The 18,442-nt window shown below is 73.8% G+C and carries 16 protein-coding genes; 12 read left to right on the forward strand and 4 right to left on the reverse strand.

Features of this window, described 5'->3' with window-relative positions; genetic code table 11:
- Positions 1 to 21: 21 nt before the first annotated feature.
- The 3 genes from B446_RS24410 to B446_RS24420 form a co-directional block, all read right to left on the reverse strand.
- Entirely contained in the window at positions 22 to 249 is a 228-nt protein-coding gene (locus B446_RS24410; protein ID WP_020942105.1) for a DUF3107 domain-containing protein, read from the reverse strand.
- Between the two features lie 225 nt (positions 250 to 474).
- Positions 475 to 1,116, reverse strand: coding sequence for a TetR/AcrR family transcriptional regulator (locus tag B446_RS24415; RefSeq protein WP_020942106.1), 642 nt, complete (start codon positions 1,114 to 1,116; stop codon positions 475 to 477).
- Positions 1,117 to 1,282: 166 nt separating this feature from the next.
- Entirely contained in the window at positions 1,283 to 1,519 is a 237-nt protein-coding gene (locus B446_RS24420; RefSeq protein ID WP_020942107.1) for a hypothetical protein, read from the reverse strand.
- A gap of 211 nt (positions 1,520 to 1,730) precedes the next feature.
- Between B446_RS24420 and B446_RS24425 the strand changes: the two genes are divergently transcribed.
- The 12 genes from B446_RS24425 to moeZ all read left to right on the forward strand — a co-directional run bounded on the left by B446_RS24425 (position 1,731) and on the right by moeZ (position 16,670).
- Positions 1,731 to 2,825, forward strand: a complete 1,095-nt coding sequence (locus tag B446_RS24425; protein ID WP_043476379.1) for an alpha/beta fold hydrolase — start codon at positions 1,731 to 1,733, stop codon at positions 2,823 to 2,825.
- Positions 2,826 to 2,833: 8 nt separating this feature from the next.
- Positions 2,834 to 4,276 carry a DUF3152 domain-containing protein gene (locus tag B446_RS24430; RefSeq protein WP_043476381.1) on the forward strand — a complete coding sequence of 481 codons (1,443 nt, stop codon included), beginning with the start codon at positions 2,834 to 2,836 and terminating at the stop codon, positions 4,274 to 4,276.
- Positions 4,277 to 4,332: 56 nt separating this feature from the next.
- A complete protein-coding gene (locus tag B446_RS40975) occupies positions 4,333 to 4,428 on the forward strand; it encodes an Ms4533A family Cys-rich leader peptide (RefSeq protein WP_328285331.1) in 96 nt (31 codons plus the stop codon).
- A gap of 177 nt (positions 4,429 to 4,605) precedes the next feature.
- On the forward strand, positions 4,606 to 6,324 hold the full coding sequence (locus B446_RS24435; RefSeq protein ID WP_043476383.1) for an ABC transporter substrate-binding protein: 1,719 nt from the start codon (positions 4,606 to 4,608) through the stop codon (positions 6,322 to 6,324).
- Between the two features lie 4 nt (positions 6,325 to 6,328).
- Complete coding sequence (locus tag B446_RS24440) at positions 6,329 to 7,339, forward strand: ABC transporter permease (RefSeq protein WP_020942111.1); 1,011 nt, start codon at positions 6,329 to 6,331, stop codon at positions 7,337 to 7,339.
- On the forward strand, positions 7,336 to 8,334 hold the full coding sequence (locus B446_RS24445) for an ABC transporter permease (RefSeq protein ID WP_020942112.1): 999 nt from the start codon (positions 7,336 to 7,338) through the stop codon (positions 8,332 to 8,334). Before B446_RS24440 ends, B446_RS24445 begins: the two co-directional genes overlap by 4 nt.
- A complete protein-coding gene (locus tag B446_RS24450; RefSeq protein ID WP_020942113.1) occupies positions 8,331 to 9,923 on the forward strand; it encodes a dipeptide ABC transporter ATP-binding protein in 1,593 nt (530 codons plus the stop codon). Before B446_RS24445 ends, B446_RS24450 begins: the two co-directional genes overlap by 4 nt.
- Before the next feature lie 202 nt (positions 9,924 to 10,125).
- Positions 10,126 to 11,859: a DUF3492 domain-containing protein gene (locus B446_RS24455; protein ID WP_078614790.1), complete on the forward strand. Its 1,734-nt coding sequence runs from the start codon at positions 10,126 to 10,128 to the stop codon at positions 11,857 to 11,859.
- Positions 11,856 to 13,511 carry a hypothetical protein gene (locus tag B446_RS24460; RefSeq protein WP_020942115.1) on the forward strand — a complete coding sequence of 552 codons (1,656 nt, stop codon included), beginning with the start codon at positions 11,856 to 11,858 and terminating at the stop codon, positions 13,509 to 13,511. The genes B446_RS24455 and B446_RS24460 overlap by 4 nt, the downstream gene beginning before the upstream one ends.
- A 217-nt stretch (positions 13,512 to 13,728) precedes the next feature.
- The gene (locus B446_RS24465) at positions 13,729 to 14,688 is read left to right on the forward strand and encodes an NAD-dependent epimerase/dehydratase family protein (RefSeq protein ID WP_020942116.1); all 960 of its coding nucleotides are present in this window, start codon (positions 13,729 to 13,731) and stop codon (positions 14,686 to 14,688) included.
- The gene (locus B446_RS24470) at positions 14,676 to 15,428 is read left to right on the forward strand and encodes a spherulation-specific family 4 protein (protein WP_020942117.1); all 753 of its coding nucleotides are present in this window, start codon (positions 14,676 to 14,678) and stop codon (positions 15,426 to 15,428) included. The genes B446_RS24465 and B446_RS24470 overlap by 13 nt, the downstream gene beginning before the upstream one ends.
- A gap of 63 nt (positions 15,429 to 15,491) precedes the next feature.
- The gene (moeZ, locus tag B446_RS24475; RefSeq protein ID WP_020942118.1) at positions 15,492 to 16,670 is read left to right on the forward strand and encodes an adenylyltransferase/sulfurtransferase MoeZ; all 1,179 of its coding nucleotides are present in this window, start codon (positions 15,492 to 15,494) and stop codon (positions 16,668 to 16,670) included.
- 87 nt (positions 16,671 to 16,757) lie between these two features.
- Here the strand turns inward: moeZ and B446_RS24480 are convergent, their stop codons facing one another.
- Positions 16,758 to 18,323 (reverse strand): alpha/beta hydrolase, encoded by a 1,566-nt coding sequence (locus tag B446_RS24480; protein ID WP_020942119.1) that lies wholly within the window; start codon positions 18,321 to 18,323, stop codon positions 16,758 to 16,760.
- Between the last annotated feature and the right edge of the window lie 119 nt (positions 18,324 to 18,442).

The raw sequence follows: 18,442 nt of genomic DNA on the forward strand, positions 1-18,442 counted from the left end.
ACAGGGCGGTGACGCAGCGTCCTACAGGGCGCCGAAGCCCACCTTGCGGACGGTCGGCTCGCCGATCTCCACGTACGCCAGGCGGTCCGTCGGGACCAGAACCTTGCGGCCCTTCTCGTCTTGGAGGCTCAGCAGCTGCGTCTTACCGGCCAGCGCCTCCGACACCAGGCGCTCGACCTCCTCGACGCTCTGACCGCTCTCCAGAACGATCTCGCGGGGCGCGTGCTGCACGCCGATCTTGACCTCCACGGCTATGTCCCTCCGACGGTCAGTGATGTGCGCGATCTTCCGCGCCGTACGCTGCACACATTAGCCCGGTGAGGGGACGTACACGCTGCGGGCCGGAACGCCAACAGCGAACACCGGACGGGAACACCTGGCCGCCGGCGTCCACGGAGGCCGCCGGCGGGCGCCGGTGTCCGCCGACGGAGCTCGCCGACGGCACGCGTCGGGGACGCCCGTCGGGGACGCCCGTCAGTGGTTCTCGGTGCCGTGCATCGGGAAGCCGGCGATGCCCCGCCAGGCCAGCGAGGTCAGCAGCTGCACCGCCTGGTCGCGGGGCACGCTGCGGTCGCTGTGCAGCCAGGAACGCGCGACCACCTGGGCGAGTCCGCCGAGGCCCGAGGCGAGCAGCATCGACTCCGCGCGCGACAGACCGGTGTCCTCCGCGATGACGTCGCAGATCGCCTCGGCGCACTCGTTGGTCACCTTGTCCACGCGCTCGCGCACCGCGGGCTCGTTCGTCAGGTCCGACTCGAAGACCAGCCGGAAGGCGCCGCCGTCGTCCTCCACGTACGCGAAGTAGGCGTCCATGGTCGCCCGCACGCGCTGCTTGTTGTCGGTCGTCGAGGCGAGCGCGCTGCGCACCGCCTGGATGAGCGACTCGCAGTGCTGGTCCAGCAGGGCGAGGTACAGGTCGAGCTTGCCGGGGAAGTGCTGGTAGAGCACCGGCTTGCTGACGCCGGCCCGCTCGGCGATGTCGTCCATCGCCGCGGCGTGGTACCCCTGCGCGACGAAGACCTCCTGGGCGGCGCCCAGCAGTTGGTTCCGCCGGGCACGGCGCGGCAGACGGGTGCCCCGTGGGCGTGCCGCCTCAGTTTGCTCGATGGCTGTCACGCCGCCTCCCAAAGTCGTCCACATGCGGTGTCGGCCGCGCGGCCATCGTACTTTTCGGTAACCGTGGTGTGCGCGGTGCGAGCGCAGAATTTCACGTACCGGACAGCGAGGAAAGCCGCGAAGCCCGCCTGGTGCGGGTGGTCCGGCCCCGCCGGGTCGGCCGAGGTCAGCGGTAGTCGTCCTCGTCGAGGGCGACCACGCGCGCCTGTTCGACGAGATCGGCCTCGTTGCCGCGGTCCGGATCGACGCCGGTCAGGGGGTCGTCGCGGTCCGGCGCGAGGTCCGCGTGCTGCTCGGCGGCGTCCACCTCGGGGGCCTCGACGTCGATCTCCGAGGGGTCGTCGGCATCCAGATCCTCGATCCCGTCGGGCTCGATCGGGTCCTCGATGGATTCATGGACCATGGTGGGCTCCCTTCCTACGAACGTCCCTGGAAGAAGCAGGGGCCACATGCGGGTGCCCTCTGTACGAGACTAGGAGACACCCGATCCGGACGCCATGCCGTCGGCCCCTGTGGGTGCGGGGTTCTGCGGGGCGGAGTGTCCGGCGCGGCGTGGTCCAACCTGTGACGGCGAACACATGAGCCATAGCGTGATCGTCTCGTAACATTGCCGCATGTCTTCGACCGAGTCGCCGTCCGTACCGGCCGCCAGCGTCCTTCCGAGGGTGGCACCCGTCCGGGTCGGTGAGGGAGAGCGGCTGAGGTCGGTGGGACTGCCGGGGGTCACTCTTACGGTCCGTTCGCGGCGCCCCGCGCGCGAGGGGCTGCCGCCCGCGCTGTTCGTCCACGGGCTCGGAGGTTCCTCGCAGAACTGGTCCGTGCTGATGAAGGAGCTGGACGACGTCGTCGACAGCGACGCGGTCGACCTGCCCGGCTTCGGCGACTCCCCGCCACCGGACGACGGCGACTACTCCGTCACCGGGCACGCGCGCGCGGTCATCCGCCTGCTCGACACCTCGGGGCGCGGCCCGGTCCACCTGTTCGGCAACTCCCTCGGCGGTGCCGTCGCCACGCGCGTCGCCGCCGTGCGCCCGGACCTCGTGCGCACCCTCACGCTGATCTCGCCCGCCCTGCCGGAGCTGCGCGTGCAGCGCTCCGCGGTGCCGACGGCGCTGCTCGGCGTCCCCGGTGTGGCCCTGCTGTTCACCCGCCTGACCAGGGAGTGGACGGCCGAGCAGCGGGTGCGGGGTGTCCTCGGGCTGTGTTACGGCGACCCGGGCAAGGTGTCGCCCGAGGCGTTCGGGCACGCCGTGGAGGAGCTGGAGCGGCGGCTGCGGCTGCCGTACTTCTGGGACGCGATGGCGCGCTCCGCGCGCGGGATCGTCAACGCCTACACCCTGGGCGGCCAGCACGGGCTGTGGCGCCAGGCCGAGCGTGTGCTCGCCCCGACCCTCCTGGTCTACGGTGGCCGCGACCAGCTCGTCGGCTACCGCATGGCCCCGAAGGCCGCCCGCTCCTTCCGCGACTCCCGCCTGGTGTCCCTGCCGGAGGCCGGGCACGTGGCGATGATGGAGTACCCGGAGGTGGTGGCGGGAGCGTTCCGGGAGATGCTCGCGGAAGCCGGGCAAGAGCCGGTCGGCGGAGAGGCCGCCGGCGAAGAGACGGTCGGCGAAGAGGCCTCCGGTGCCGGAGCGGCCGGCGAGGAGACCGGCGCCGTCGAGCCGGGCGCCGGTTCGGGCGCCGGTACCGGCACGGGCGCGGGGAGCTGAGGGCAGAAGTGGGACGCCACAGCAGGCGCGGACCGGCCCCGCAGGACGAGGCCGGGGACATAGGAGCACAGCGGGACCAGCGGCCCCCGGCCCCGGAAGCGGCCCCGCTCGAAGCACGGCAGCCCGGCCCCCGTCCGGCCGCGCCGGGCCAGGGGGCCCCACGGCTCCCCGACGGCACCCCGGCCCGCGGTGTGCCCCGGCTGCCCGCACAGGCGGCCCGGCGCGCCCCGGAGGGCACCCCGGCGCACGGGATCCCGCGACTGCCGGACGGCACGCCCGCGCGGGGCGTCCCGCGCGTCGGCGGCGGTCCCGCGACCCGTGGCGGCCACCCCCAGCAGCGTGAACCCGGCGGCGGCTGGGGCGAGTTCACCGGGTCGGCCGGTGCCGACACCGCCCCCGGACCCCGGAAGGGCCCGGCCGGCACCGGTCCCGTCCTCCCGCGGCAGCGGCAGGGCGGCAGACGGCGGTCCGACGGCGGGCCACGGCAGGAGTATCTCGACGCCTTCGAGGAGGACGGCGACGTCCTCGCGCCCCGGCCCGGCGCCGGCGGGTCCCGCCGCCCGGGTGTCCCCGGGGCGCGGCCCCCGCACGACGCCGGTGAGCGACCGCAGGGCGGAGGCGGCGACGGCGCGCCGCCCGCGTCCGTGCCCGCGCAGCGCGGCGGGAACAAGGGGCGGGCCTTCACCGGCATCGCGGCCGCGGCCGTGACCACCGTGCTCGCGGTCGTCGTCGCCGGACAGGTCGCCGACAGCCACGGCGGCGGGACGCGGGCGCAGTCCGCGACCGGCCAGGCGCGCGACGCCCGCGCGCCCGGGCAGGGCGCGCCCTCCGCCGCGCAGGACGCGGCACCCCTGACGTACGAGCAGAAGATGGACCGGACGTACCCGCTCGCGGCCACGCTGAAGGCCTCCGGCAAGTTCGAGGCCGTACCCGGCGCCGACAAGGCGCCCGGCAAGGGGCAGAAGTACACCTACCGGGTGGACGTCGAGCAGGGACTCGGCCTGGACGGCGCGCTGTTCGCCGAGGCCGTGCAGAAGACCCTCAACGACGACCGGAGCTGGGGGCACGGCGGCACCCGCACCTTCGAGCGCGTCTCCTCGGGCAAACCCGACTTCGTCGTCACCCTCGCCAGCCCCGGCACCACCGCCAAGTGGTGCGCCAAGTCCGGTCTCGACACCACCGAGGACAACGTCTCCTGCGACTCGGCGTCCACCGAGCGCGTGATGATCAACGCCTACCGGTGGGCGCAGGGCAGCAAGACATACGGGGACAAAATTCACGCGTACCGGCAGATGCTCATCAATCACGAGGTCGGCCACCGGCTCGGCCACGGCCATGTGACGTGCCAGAAGAACGGCGAGCTGGCCCCGGTGATGCAGCAGCAGACCAAGTTCCTCGACCACGACGGGATCCACTGTCTGCCCAACCCCTGGCCCTATCCCAGGAGTTGATCGGAAGCGCTTGCGTCAGATTGACATAAGTCGCAAGGTCGTTCATATTTTGGCGCATGTGGTCCCGTCCTGCCGTCTCCAACAGCGCCGCCATCGAGCTGGCGCTGATCGGCGTGACCGCCCTCTGCGTGGCCGACGTCCACTGTCGCTGACGCCTCCTGGCGTCAGTGTCGCGAACACCCTCTCCTTTTCACGTCCGTGATGTCTTCACGGCGTTCTTCGACGACCCGACGCCGGGGCCGACGTCTGTCCGCAGCCGTCTCACTCCTCGTCCATGCGTCTCATTTTCCGGGACGCACTCGTTCAGTCTCCGAGAGGTCGTCATTCCGATGCGTCAACCGTCCGTCATAGCGCGCCGCGTGGCAGCGGCATCCGTCAGCCTGGTCGTGGCAGCGGGCGCCGCCGCCTGCGGTCCGAAGGACAACGATGCCAAGGGCTCCGGCGGCGACTCCGCCCCGCACCGGGGCGGCACCCTCACGGTGCTGAACTCCAACCCGCAGCAGGACTTCGACCCCGCCCGCCTCTACACCTCCGGCGGCGGGAACGTCCCGTCCCTGGTCTTCCGCACCCTCACCACCCGCAACCGGGAGAACGGCGCGGCCGGCGCCAAGGTCGTCCCGGACCTCGCCACCGACACCGGGCGCCCCAGCAAGGACGCGACCGTGTGGACGTACACGCTGAAGAAGGGCCTCACCTACGAGGACGGCACCCCGATCACCTCGGCCGACGTCAAGTACGGCATCGAGCGCTCCTTCGCCCCCGAACTCTCCGGCGGTGCCCCCTACCTGCGGGACTGGCTGGTCGGCGCCGCCGACTACCAGGGCCCCTACAAGGACAAGAAGGGCCTTTCGGCCATCGAGACGCCGGACGAGCGGACCATCGTCTTCCACCTGAACAAGCCCGAGGGCGAGTTCCCCTACCTGGCCACGCAGACCCAGTTCACCCCGGTCCCCAAGGCCAAGGACACCGGCACCAAGTACGAGGAGCACCCGGTCTCGTCCGGCCCGTACAAGGTCGTCCGCAACGAGAACGACGGCGAGCACCTCGTCCTGAAGCGCAACACCCACTGGTCCGCCGCCACGGACGCCGAGCGCAAGGCCTACCCGGACACCATCGACGTCCGCTCCGGCCTCGACTCCTCCGTGATCAACCAGCGGCTGTCCGCGTCCCAGGGGGCGGACGCGGCCGCGGTCACCACGGACACCAACCTCGGCCCCGCCGAGCTCGCCAAGGTCACGGGCGACCAGGACCTGGCCTCGCGCGTGGGCACCGGCCACTTCGGCTACACCGACTACATCGCCTTCAACCCGAAGGTGAAGCCGTTCGACGACCCCAGGGTGCGCCAGGCCATCGCGTACGCCATCGACCGCTCGTCGGTCGTCAACGCGGCCGGCGGTTCGGCGCTCGCCGAGCCCGCCACCACCTTCCTGCCGAACCAGAAGTCCTTCGGCTACACCCCCTACGACCTCTTCCCGGCGGGCAAGGCCGGCAACGCCGCCAAGGCCAGGGAACTGCTCGCCCGGGCCGGCCACAAGAACGGGCTCACCGTCACCCTGACCCACTCCAACAGCAAGGACTTCGAGACCAGCCCCGAGATCGCGACCGCGATCCAGGACGCGCTCAAGAAGGCCGGCATCACCGTCAAGCTGCAGGGCCTGGAGAGCAACGACTACGGGGACAAGATCCACAACGTCAGGACGGAGCCCGGCTTCTTCCTCGCCCACTGGGGTGCCGACTGGCCCTCCGGCGGCCCCTTCCTCGCCCCGATCTTCGACGGCCGGCAGATCGTCAAGGACGGCGCGAACTTCAACACCGGCCTGCTGAACGACAAGTCGGTCAACGACGAGATCGACTCGATCAACAAGCTGACCGACCTCCACGCCGCCGCCGAGCGGTGGGGCGCCCTGGACGAGAAGATCGGCGCACAGGCCCTCGTCGTGCCGCTGTTCCACCCCGTCTACAAGCGCCTGTACGGCAAGGACGTACGCAACATCGTCATCAGCGACTGGACCGGCGTGCTGGACATCTCCCAGGTCGCGGTGAAGTAGCACCGTGAGCGAGGCACTCGTCGCCTCCCACACCCCCGGGGCGGACACACCCGCCCCGGGGGGCTCGGGGGCCCGTCAGTTCTGGCGGCGGCTGCGGGCGCAGCGCGCCGCCCTGGTCGCCGCGGCCGTCGTCGCGCTGCTCGTCCTGGTCGCGCTCGCCGCGCCGCTCCTCACCGCCCTGGAGGGCCAGGACCCCACCACCTACCACCCCTCCCTGATCGACTCCGCGCGCGGGGGCGTGCCGGTCGGCTCCCTCGGCGGCCTCGGCGCCGACCACTGGCTCGGCGTCGAACCGCAGACCGGACGCGACCTGTTCGCGCGGCTCGTGTACGGGGCGCGGGTCTCCCTCGGAGTGGCGCTCGGCGCCACCGCGATCCAGGTGACCCTCGGCGTCCTGTTCGGCGTCGCCTCGGCGCTCGGCAGCCGGCTGGTCGACCAGCTGCTCAGCCGGATCACCGACATCATCGTCGCCCTGCCGCTGATGATCATGGCGCTCGCGCTCCTCGCGATCGTGCCGTCGAGCTTCCCGCGGCCCGTCCTGGTCACCCTCGTGATCGGCCTGATCGCCTGGGGCAACATCGCCAAGATCGCCCGCGCCCAGACCCTCACCCTCAAGGGACTCGACCACGTCGCCGCCGCCCGGCTCAGCGGCTGGGGCACCTGGCGCATCGCCCGCCGCGAGCTGCTGCCCGGCCTCGCGGCACCCGTCATCACCTACGCGGCGCTGCTCGTGCCCATCAACATCTCCGTCGAGGCGGCCCTGTCCTTCCTCGGCGTCGGCGTGAAGCCGCCCACCCCGTCCTGGGGACAGATGCTCACCGCCGCCGACGTCTGGTACCAGGCCGCGCCGCAGTACCTGCTGCTGCCCGCCGGCGCCCTCTTCGTCACCGTGGTCGCGCTGACCGTCCTCGGCGACGGCGTCCGCACCGCCCTCGACCCGCGCGCGGCCTCCCGCCTGCGCGTCGGCACCGGCGGCCGGCGCGCGGACCGGGCGGCCAAGGAGGCCGCGGCATGAGCGGATTCGGCGGCTTCGTGCTGCGCCGCGGCGCCGGCGCCCTGGTCACCCTCCTTGCCATCTCGGTGATCATCTACGTCGTCTTCTACGTCACCCCCGGCAACGTCGCCCAGATCACCTGCGGCCCGCGCTGCTCCCCGGAACAGGTCCACCAGGTCGCCCAGCAGCTCCGCCTGGACGACCCCCTGTACCTGCGCTACTGGCACTTCCTCGAAGGGCTGTTCGCCGGCCAGGACTACTCCACCGGCACCTCGGTCGAGCACTGCCCCGCCCCCTGCCTCGGACTCTCCTACCAGAGCGACCGGCAGGTCACGGACATCATCCTGACCAAGCTCCCGGTCAGCCTGTCGCTCGTGGTCGGCGCCATGGTGATCTGGCTCGTCCTCGGGGTCGGCACCGGTGTGCTCTCCGCCTGGCGGCGCGGCCGGTTCACCGAGCGCGCGCTGACCGCGCTCACCCTCGCGGGCACGGCCACGCCCGTCTTCGTCATCGGCCTGGTCCTGATGATCGTCGTCTGCGGCGAGCTGCGGCTGCTGCCCTTCCCTCAGTACGTGAAGTTCACCGACGATCCCGAGCAGTGGGCGTGGAACCTGCTGCTGCCGTGGCTCTCCCTCGCGCTCGTCGAGGCCGCGGCCTTCGCCCGCCTGACCCGCGCGGCCATGCTGGAGACCCTCGCCGAGGACCACATCCGGACCTTCCGCGCCTACGGCGTCAGCGAACGCTCGGTCGTCGGGCGGCACGCCCTGCGCGGGGCCTTCGCCCCGGTCATCGCGCTGAACGCCAACAACTTCGGCGGGGCCGTCGGCGGCGCCGTCCTCACCGAGACCCTGTTCGGGCTGCCCGGCATCGGCCAGGAACTGGTGCACGCGGTGAACGTCGTCGACCTCCCGGTGGTCGTCGGCATGGTCCTGGTCATCGGATTCTTCGTGGTCGTGGCCAACGCCGCCGCGGACGTGCTCTACGCGGTGGCCGACCGACGGGTGGTACTCGCATGAGCCTCGTGGAAGTCAAGGACCTCACGGTCGGGTTCGGCTCCCTGCGGGCCGTGGACGGCCTCTCCTTCCGGCTCGCGGAGGGCGGCGCCCTCGCGCTCGTCGGCGAGTCCGGCTCCGGCAAGTCCACGGTCGCCGGCGCCCTGCTGGGCCTGCACCGGGGCACCGGGGCACGGGTCGGCGGCACCGTCCACGTCGCCGGCACCGACGTCGGGCGCGCCCCGGAGCAGGAACTGCGCCGGCTGCGCGGCGCGAAGGCCGCCATGGTCTTCCAGGACCCGCTGTCCTCGCTCGACCCCTACTACTCCATCGGCGACCAGATCGCCGAGGTCCACCGCGTCCACGCGCGCGCCTCCCGCCGCGCCGCACGCGCGCGTGCCGTCGAGGTGCTGGACCGGGTCGGCATCCCGGACGCCCGGCGCCGCGCCCGCCACCGCCCGCACGAGTTCAGCGGTGGCATGCGCCAGCGCGCCCTCATCGCCATGGCGCTCGCCTGCTCACCCCGGCTGCTGATCGCCGACGAGCCCACGACCGCCCTCGACGTCACCGTCCAGGCCCAGATCCTCGACCTGCTGCACACGCTGCGCGAGGAGACCGGCATGGGCCTGCTGCTCGTCACCCACGACGTGGGCGTCGCCGCCGAGAGCGTGGACGAGGTACTGGTCATGCGGCACGGCCGGGCCGTCGAACAGGGCCCCGTCGGCACCGTCCTGGGGTCGCCGCGCCAGGCGTACACCCGTGAACTCCTCGACGCCGTACCGCGCGTCGACGCGCCGCGCACCGGCTCCCGGGAGCCCGGCGAGGTGGTGCTGGAGGCCACCGGGCTCCGGCGCGAGTTCGGGCACGGCAAGGGGGCGTTCGCGGCCGTGGACGGCATCTCGCTCACCGTCCGCCGGGGCGAGACCCTCGGCGTCGTGGGGGAGAGCGGCAGCGGCAAGACCACCCTGGGCCGCATGCTGGTCGGGCTGCTGGAACCGACCGCCGGGGAGATCCGCCACGACGGGCGCCCGCACACCGGCGTGGACCCGTCCGTGCAGATGGTCTTCCAGGACCCCGTCTCCTCCCTCAACCCCCGCCGCAGCGTGGGCGAGTCCATCGCCGACCCGCTCCGCGCGCGCGGCGAACGCGACGAGCGGGGCATCCGGGAACGGGTGACGGAACTGCTGGAGCGCGTGGGCCTCGAAGCGGCCCACTACGACCGCTACCCGCACGAGTTCAGCGGCGGGCAGCGCCAGCGCGTGGGCATCGCCCGCGCGCTCGCCGCCGACCCGCGGGTCATCGTCTGCGACGAGCCCGTCTCCGCGCTCGACGTCACCACCCAGGCCCAGGTGGTCGAACTCCTCGGCGAACTCCAGCGGGAACTCGGCCTCGCGCTCGTGTTCATCGCGCACGACCTCGCCGTGGTCCGCCAGGTCAGCGACCGGGTCGCGGTGATGCGCCGGGGCCGGGTCGTCGAGACCGGACCCGTGGACGAGGTGTACGGCGCCCCGCGCGAGGCGTACACCAGGCAGCTCCTGGCCGCCGTACCCGCCCTCGACCCGGAGCAGGCGGCCCGGCGGCGCGCGGCCCGGCGGGAGCCGGCCGTGGCGTAACGTTTCGCGTCCGGGCGATCACCGTCCGGCCTCTTAGCGCGCCGGAACGCGTACCGCACGCGAAAGTTACGACCGTTCACCCCTTTTGGTGGCGCGATGGACAACCGTCCGTCGCGCCACCGCCTTGTCCGCATACGTTCGTCCCGCTGCGAGCCGCCGCGACGAGGCGGCTCCCGTCCAGCGGGAGATCGGGGGTGCACACGTGCGCATCGGACTGCTTACAGAGGGTGGCTATCCGTATGTGAGCGGTGACGCCGGACTCTGGTGCGACCGGCTCGTGCGCGGGCTCGCACAGCACGAGTTCGACATCCACGCGCTCAGCCGCAGCCGCGCCCAGGAGGACGCGGGCCTGGTCCCGCTGCCCGACCAGGTCAGCCGGGTCCGCACGGCCCCCCTGTGGCGTGCCGAGGACGACGGCGTCTCCTACGGGCGGCGCACGCGCCGGCGCTTCACCGAGTGCTACGCGGAACTGGCCGAAGCGGTCTGCACCGCGCCCGGCGCCCCCACCGACGCCGGCTCCACCCTTCTGGCGGACCGTTTCGGCAGCGCGCTGTACGGACTCGCCGAACTCGCCCGCGACGAGGGCGGACTGACCGGCGCACTCCGTTCCGACACCGCCGTACGCACCCTGGAGCGCGCCTGCCGCGCCCCCGGAGCGTCGCGCACGGCGCGTGAGGCGCGCGTCCCCGACCTCCTCGCCGTCGCCGCGCACCTGGAACGCGCCCTGCGCCCCCTCTCCCTCGACTGGTACGGCGACGACGGCCTCGCCGCCGCCGACCTCTGCCACGCCACCGCCGGCGGCCCCGCCGCCCTGCCCGGCCTCCTCGCCCGCCACTTCTCCGGCGTGCCCCTGCTGGTCACCGAGTACGGCGTGCAACTGCGCTCGCACTACCTGACCCTCGGCCCCGACGCCGCCGCCCCGGCCGTACGCGCCCTGCTCGCCGCCTTCCACGGCCGGCTGGCCACCGAGGTCTACCGGCGCGCCGCGATCCTCACCCCCGGCAACGCGCACGCCCGCCGCTGGCAGGAACGGTGCGGCGCCGACCGCACACGGATCCGCACCGTCCACCCGGGCCTGGAGGCCGCCCGCTTCGCCGAGGTCGGCGAGGCCCCGGCCGCCGACCGGTCCGAGCCGGACACCCTCGTGTGGGTCGGGCCCGTCGAACCCACCAAGGACCTGGTCTCCCTGCTGCACGCCTTCGCCGAGGTCCGCAGGGAGCGGCCGACGGCCCGCCTGCGCGTCGTCGGCTCGCCCGCCGGCCCCGAGGGCGAGGTCTACCTGGGCCACTGCCGGGTGCTCGCCGCCCAGCTCTTCCCCGACGAGGCCGAGGGCGTGCACGCCGTCGGCGACAACCCGGTCTCCTTCGAGGAGATCGGCGGCCCCGAGGTGCCGACCCTGCCCGACGCGTACGCCTCCGGCGCCGTCGTCGTCCTCTCCAGCGTCGTCGAAGGCTTCCCGATCACCCTGGTCGAGGCCATGCTCTGCGCCCGGGCCACCGTGTCCACCGACGTCGGCGCGGTGGTGGAGGCCATCGGCGGCACCGGGCTCGTCGTACCCCCGCGCAATCCGCGGGCGCTCGCCGAGGCGTGCGTGGCACTGCTGCGCGACCCCGAGCGCCGGGAGCGCCTGGGCGCCGCCGCGCGCGCCCGCGCGCTCGAACTGTTCACCGTCGAGCAGAACATCGCGGCATTTCACGGCATTTACCTGGAGATCGTCTCGCGCTGCCCGGTGCGCCGGGTCGTCCTCGACGCGGCCGGCGCTCCGCTGCCCTTCGCCGCTCCCGCGGAGGCCCACGTCCCCGTCCACTGGACCGGACCCACCGCTCCCGTGCTGCCCCGGGGCGTGCCCGCCTGGGCGGCGGGCGGCCCGGTCCGCGCGACCCCGCCGAACCCCCGGCCGACGGCTCCCCTCACCGCCCCGGAGACGGCCCGATGAGCGGCTCCGGAGCGGCGGACGGCCGCCACGGCGACCGGGACGTCCTGAGCGAGCCGGGCCCCCCGCACCGGCCCGCCACGCCCACCGGGGCCGCTGCCTGGGACGCGCGCTCGCGCGCATGGCTGCCCGGCACCGAGAGCCACCACGACGGCAGCGCCGAGGGCCCCACCTGGGGTGAGGCCGAGGGCCCCACCTGGGGTGAGGCCGCGACCGCACCGCCGGGCGGGCTCCCGTGCGGCCCACGAACCGGGGGCGACCTGTCCGGCGAGGTGGACGGGGACGGCGCCGGAGGCGTCCCTGGTGCTGTGTGCGGGGCCGGCGGGGCGCCCGGGGCCGGTGATGTGCCCGGGACCGGTGACGTGCGCGGGCGCGTGGGCATCCCCGGTGCTGTGCGCGAGGCGCGAACCGTACCCGCATCCCTACCCGCACCCTTACCCGCGGCCCGGGACGGCGCCTTACCGGAGGCCGCGTCCGCGACCGGCTCCGTACCCGGCGCCGAGACCCGGTCCGGAGCCGGTCCCGAGCCACGGAAGGGGCGCAGGAAGCCCCTGCGGCGCGGCGCGGGCGACCCCGTCAAGACCCTGCTGCACCACCACCGGGAGCTGTGCGAACGGGCCGTCGACCCGCTGGAGATCGCCGCCGGCCTCGAGGCGCAGGGCGTCACCGACCGCACCGCCGCCCGCTTCCGCCACCGCGACGTCTTCTCGCTCGCCGAGGAGCTGTACGCGCGCGTGCCCCGCGACGGCGCCCCCGGGCCCCGGCCCGAGCCGCCACGCCTGCCACCCGTCCGGATCGGCTGGGTCCTGCTCACCCTCCTGCCCGGAGCGCTCGCCACGGCCCTCGTGACCGGGCTGCGCCTCACCCAGGGCCGGACCCGCACGACGGTCGCCCTCGGCGGACTCCTCGCCGTCGCCCTCGCCGTCCGCGCGGCCCTGCGCCGGGGGCCCCTCGCCGCCGCGTCCGGCCCACCCTCCTGGCGCACCGCGCCCGGCACCCGGCTGTGCACGCTCTGGCTGCTCGGCTACGCCCTGCTCGGCGACGGCCTCCTGCGCGCCGCCCTCACGGGCGGCCCCGGCCCCCTGCCCGCCGGCCTGCCCGACCGCCCCTGGCCGGTGGCCGCTGTCCCCGCCCTGGCGCTCGCCCTGGCCTGCGCCCCGGCCGCCTGGTGCGCCCACCTGCTCACCGTCGGCGCCCGCCGCAAACTCGCCAGGAGCCGGGGCCTCGAGGACTTCACGGCCGCCGCCCGGCCCCTGCTGACCGGCGTCCTCACCCTGTTCCTCGGTGCCCTCACCGGCCTGCTCGCCCTGTGCGGCACCGTCCTGCACCGGAGTGCCGCCTACCCGCAGGGCCTCACCCTGGGCGCCCTCCTCCTGCTCGCCCGCCTGCTCGTCGTGCACCAGCACCGGCACGCGCCCGCCCTCGCCCTGGGCGCCGCCGCGGTCGCCGAGGTCGTGCCCCTGGGCCTGGTCCTGGCCGCCCGGCTGCCCGGCTGCGCCGCCCTGGCGGCCCCCGTCCGCGCGCTGGACGACACCTGGGGCCCGGCCGCCGTCCCCACGCTCGCCTGCGCCGCGGCGGCCCTGGCCCTGCTGGTGCACGCCCTGCGCACGCTCACCCGGGCCTCGGCCCACGCGCCCGCGGGAGCACCCGAATGACCCTTCCCGCCACCGGACGGACCGAGCCCGCCGCCACCCGCCCCGGGCGCGTGGCAGCGCCCGGGAGCCCGGCCCACCGCCGGAGGCAACCGCCTCACCCCTTCGAAGGAGAAGACGAGATGACCACCTCCCGACCTGGAGCGCCCGGCGCGCCCGGAGCGCCCGGAACGTCCGGAGCCTTGGGAGCAGCCGCAGCGCACACCCCGGGAGCCGCCCGATGAGGGTCCTGCTGATCGGAGCCAACGGATACATCGGCCGCTTCGTCGCCGACCGCCTGCTCGCCGACCCCGCCGTCCAGCTCACCGCGCTCGGCCGCGGCGACGACGCCGACGTCCGGTTCGACCTCGCCACCGGCAGCCCCGGAGCGCTCACCCGCTTCCTGGACGCGGTGCACCCCGGGGTCGTCGTCAACTGCGCGGGCGCCACCCGCGGCGGCGCCCGCGAACTCACCCGGCACAACACCGTCGCCGTCGCCACCGTCTGCGAGGCCCTGCGCCGCAGCGGCTGCGGCGCGCGCCTGGTGCAGATCGGGTGCGGCTCGGAGTACGGCCCCAGCCAGCCCGGCTCCTCCACGGCCGAGGACGCCGTACCGCGTCCCGGCGGGCCCTACGGCGTCAGCAAACTCGCGGCCACCGAACTGGTCCTCGGCTCCGGCCTCGACGCCGTCGTCCTGCGCGTCTTCTCACCCGCCGGGCCCGGCACCCCGGCCGGCTCCCCGCTCGGCCGGCTCGCCGAGGCCATGCGCCGCGCCATGCAGTCCGGCGACGGCGAACTGAAGCTCGGCGGCCTCGGCGTCCAGCGCGACTTCGTGGACGTCCGCGACGTCGCCCGCGCCGTGCACGCCGCCTCCCTCTCCGCCGCCCAGGGCGTCATCAACATCGGCTCCGGCCGCGCCGTCCGCCTCCGCGACGCAGCCGCCGTCCTGGCCAGGGTCGCCGGCTACGGCGGCGCCCTGCACGAACTCGACACCCCGCCCGGGCCGCTGCGCGGCGCCATCGGCCACCCGCGCACGGACCCCGACCACGCGTCCCCGGTCGCCTTCCCCTACCCGGACGGCTGCGGCAGCTGGCAGCAGGCCGACGTGCGCACCGCACGCGACCGGCTCGGCTGGCGGCCCCGGATCAACCTCGAAGAATCCCTGGCCGACATCTGGATGGAGGCGGCATGCCGCATCTGACCAGCACCACAGCATCGGACGCCACCGGCACCGGCGTCCGCACCGCCCTCGGCGTCCCCGGCTACGCGCACCCGCTCGTGGCCCCGGCCCAGTGGGCCGAACTCGCCCGGCCCGGCACCCCGCTCGACTGGGTCGTGCTCAACGTCGCCGCCGGGCCCGGCACCCGCCCCGACCCGCACTGCCTGGAGGCCGCCGGCCGGCTGCGCAACGCGGGCGTCCGCGTCCTCGGTCACCTGGACCTCACCCACGGCGCCCGCGCCCGCGGCGACCTGCTCGCCGACGCACAGCGCCACCTGGACTGGTACCGGGTCGACGGCTTCTTCCTGGACCGCTGCCCCGGCGGGCGGGAGGCGCTGCCGGAGGTCCGCCGCGCGCTCAGGCTGGTGCGGGCCACCGGTGACGCCCCGCACCTCGTCCTCGGCCACGACAGCCACCCGTACCCGGGCTACGCCGAGAACGCCGACCAGCTGGTCACCTTCCGCGGATCCTGGTCCCGGTACCGCTTCTCCCAGGTCGCGGAGTGGACCGCCGACTACCCGCCCGACCGGTTCTGCCACTTCGTGCACGGCGTGCCGCGCGGCCACCTGGAGGAGGCGCTGCGCATCGCGCGCTGGCAGGGAGCGGGGACGATCTACTTCACGGACCGCACCGACGGGGGCCGCCGGGTGGACCCCTGGGAGACGATGCCCGGCTACTGGGACGAGATCGTCTCGCGTGTCGGGACGGGTGTCTCGGAATGAAAAAGGCCGTGGCAGTGTTACGGGGAGAACAACCGTACTGTTTGACCGACCAACGGAGTCCCCGTGTCGCTGCCACCCCTGGTCGAGCCAGCTTCTGAGCTCACCGTAGACGAGGTCCGCCGGTACTCCCGCCACCTGATCATCCCCGACGTGGGGATGGACGGGCAGAAGCGGCTGAAGAACGCCAAGGTGCTCTGTGTGGGCGCCGGCGGCCTGGGCTCGCCGGCGCTGATGTACCTGGCCGCCGCGGGCGTGGGCACGCTCGGCATCGTGGAGTTCGACGAGGTCGACGAGTCGAACCTGCAGCGCCAGATCATCCACAGCCAGTCCGACATCGGCCGCTCCAAGGCCGAGTCGGCGCGCGACACCGTCAAGGGCATCAACCCGTACGTGAACGTGGTCCTGCACGAGGAGCGGCTGGAAGCCGACAACGTGATGGACATCTTCAGCCAGTACGACCTGATCGTCGACGGCACGGACAACTTCGCGACCCGCTACCTGGTCAACGACGCCTGCGTGCTGCTGAACAAGCCGTACGTCTGGGGTTCGATCTACCGCTTCGACGGCCAGGCGTCGGTCTTCTGGTCCGAGCACGGCCCCTGCTACCGCTGCCTCTACCCGGAGCCCCCGCCCCCGGGCATGGTCCCCTCCTGCGCCGAGGGCGGCGTCCTGGGCGTGCTGTGCGCGTCCATCGGCTCCATCCAGGTCAACGAGGCCATCAAGCTCCTCGCGGGCATCGGCGAGCCGCTGGTCGGCCGCCTGATGATCTACGACGCCCTGGAGATGACCTACCGCCAGGTCAAGGTCCGCAAGGACCCCGACTGCGCGGTGTGCGGCGAGAACCCGACCGTCACCGAGCTCATCGACTACGAGGCCTTCTGCGGCGTCGTGTCCGAGGAGGCCCAGGCGGCGGCCGCCGACTCCACGATCACTCCCAAGCAGCTCAAGGAGTGGATCGACGAGGGCGAGAACATCGAGATCATCGACGTCCGCGAGCCGAACGAGTACGAGATCGTCTCCATCCCGGGCGCCCGTCTGATCCCGAAGAACGAGTTCCTCATGGGCACCGCCCTCGAGGGTCTTCCGCAGGACAAGAAGATCGTCCTGCACTGCAAGACGGGTGTCCGCAGTGCGGAAGTCCTCGCGGTCCTGAAGTCCGCGGGCTTCTCCGACGCCGTCCACGTCGGCGGCGGTGTCATCGGCTGGGTCAACCAGATCGAGCCGAGCAAGCCGGTCTACTGACCTCTCGCCGCCGCCCGGTGGTGCTGACGAAGCCCACGGCTCCGACCTCCTCGGACGCCGTGGGCTTCGGCCGTCGAGGGGCCGCCGTCATGAGCAGACGGTGCCGTCCCTGGGTGCCCTGCCCTCCAGCAGGTAGGTGTTCACGGCGTTGTCCACGCAGTCGCTGCCGCTGCCGTAGGCGCCGTGGCCCTCGCCCTTCCAGGTGAGTTCGATCCCGACGCCCTTGCCGAGTTCGTCGGCCATCCTGCGGGTGCCCTCGTACGGGGTCGCCGGGTCGCCGGTGTTGCCGACCAGCAGGACGGGCGCCGCGCCCGGCGCGCTCACCTCGGGGGTGTCGTACTGGCCGGGGACCGGCCAGTCGTGGCACCAGCCTGCGGTGTCCCAGCCGAGGAAGTCCCCGAAGACCGGCGATATCCGCTCGAACCCGGGCAGCAGCCTCTTCGTCTCCGCGAGGGTGGGCCGCTGCCGGTCGTCCAGGCACGAGATGACCCGCTGGGCATGGCTCGTCGTGCCGTAGTGGCCCGAGGAGTCACGCTCGTCGTACTGGTCCGCGAGCGCCAGCAGCGGGGAACCGTCGCCCTTCTCCGCCGCGGCGAGCGCGCTGGTCAGCCGCGGCCAGGCGGCCTCGGTGTACAGCGGCACGACGATGCCGGTGACCGCGAGCGTCTGGGTCAGCCGGCGTCCGGACGACGTGCGCAGCGGCTCGCTGTCGAGGCGCCGGAGCAGGTCCGCGATCTTCCGTGAGCCCTGCCGCGGGTCCTGTCCGGTGGACTTCAGGTAGTCGTCCAGGGCCCGCTGGAAGCCGCGGGTCTGGTTCTCGGCGTGGCCCACCGCGTCGGCGGTCGGGTCGACCACCGCGTCGAGGATCAGCCGGCCGACCCGCTGGGGGAACAAGTGGGCGTACACGCCCCCGAGTTCGGTGCCGTAGGAGATGCCGAAGTAGTGCGTCGTCCGGTCGCCGAGCACCTGGCGCATCAGGTCCATGTCGCGTGCGGTGTCGGTGGTGGAGACGTGCGCCAGCAGGGCGCCGGCGGCCCTGCGGCAGCCCTGTCCGAAGTCGGCCGCGTCCCGCAGATAGGCCCGCTCCTCGGCCGGGGTGTCCGGGGTGGCGTCCACCTGCTCGGCCTTCTCGATGGCCCGGTCGCCGCGGCAGCGCACGCCCTCGCTGGCGCCGACCCCGCGGGGGTCCCAGCTCACCAGGTCGTAGCGTTCGTGCAGCTTCGGGACGGTCGCCGCGTAGTACGGCATCATCGACAGGCCCGAGCCGCCCGGGCCGCCGAAGTTGAACAGCAGCGAGCCGATCCGCCCGCTCCCGGTCGCCCGGGAGCGCATGAGGGCGAGGCCGATCGTCGTGCCACCCGGTTTCGACCAGTCCAGCGGCACTCTCAGCGTGGCGCACCGCCACGCGTCGCCGGGTGCCGCCGAGCCTTCGGTGGCCTTGCAGGTGTGCCAGTCGGGCCGCTGCGAGGTGAGGGAGGAGGGGAGCGCCGGCGGAGGGGACGCCGGTGGGCTGCTCCCCGTGCCCTTCCTCGCCGGACCCGGCCCGCCGGCCGCCCCCTTGCCCTCCTCCTGGCCGCCGCCCGACGAACCTCCGCACCCGGCCACCAGCAGCGCAGCGGCGACGGCTGCCGTCCACCGCAGGAATCGCGACATGCGCACGCACCCCCCTCGCAGGCCCTCCGCGTCGTGCCGCAGCGGGCGTCCACGCCATGGTAGGCGGAGCGGGCCCGCCCCGTGACGTCCTGTGGATAACCCTCTGACCTGCGGATTCG

It is taken from the genome of Streptomyces collinus Tu 365 (genome assembly GCF_000444875.1).
Classification (GTDB): domain Bacteria; phylum Actinomycetota; class Actinomycetes; order Streptomycetales; family Streptomycetaceae; genus Streptomyces; species Streptomyces collinus_A.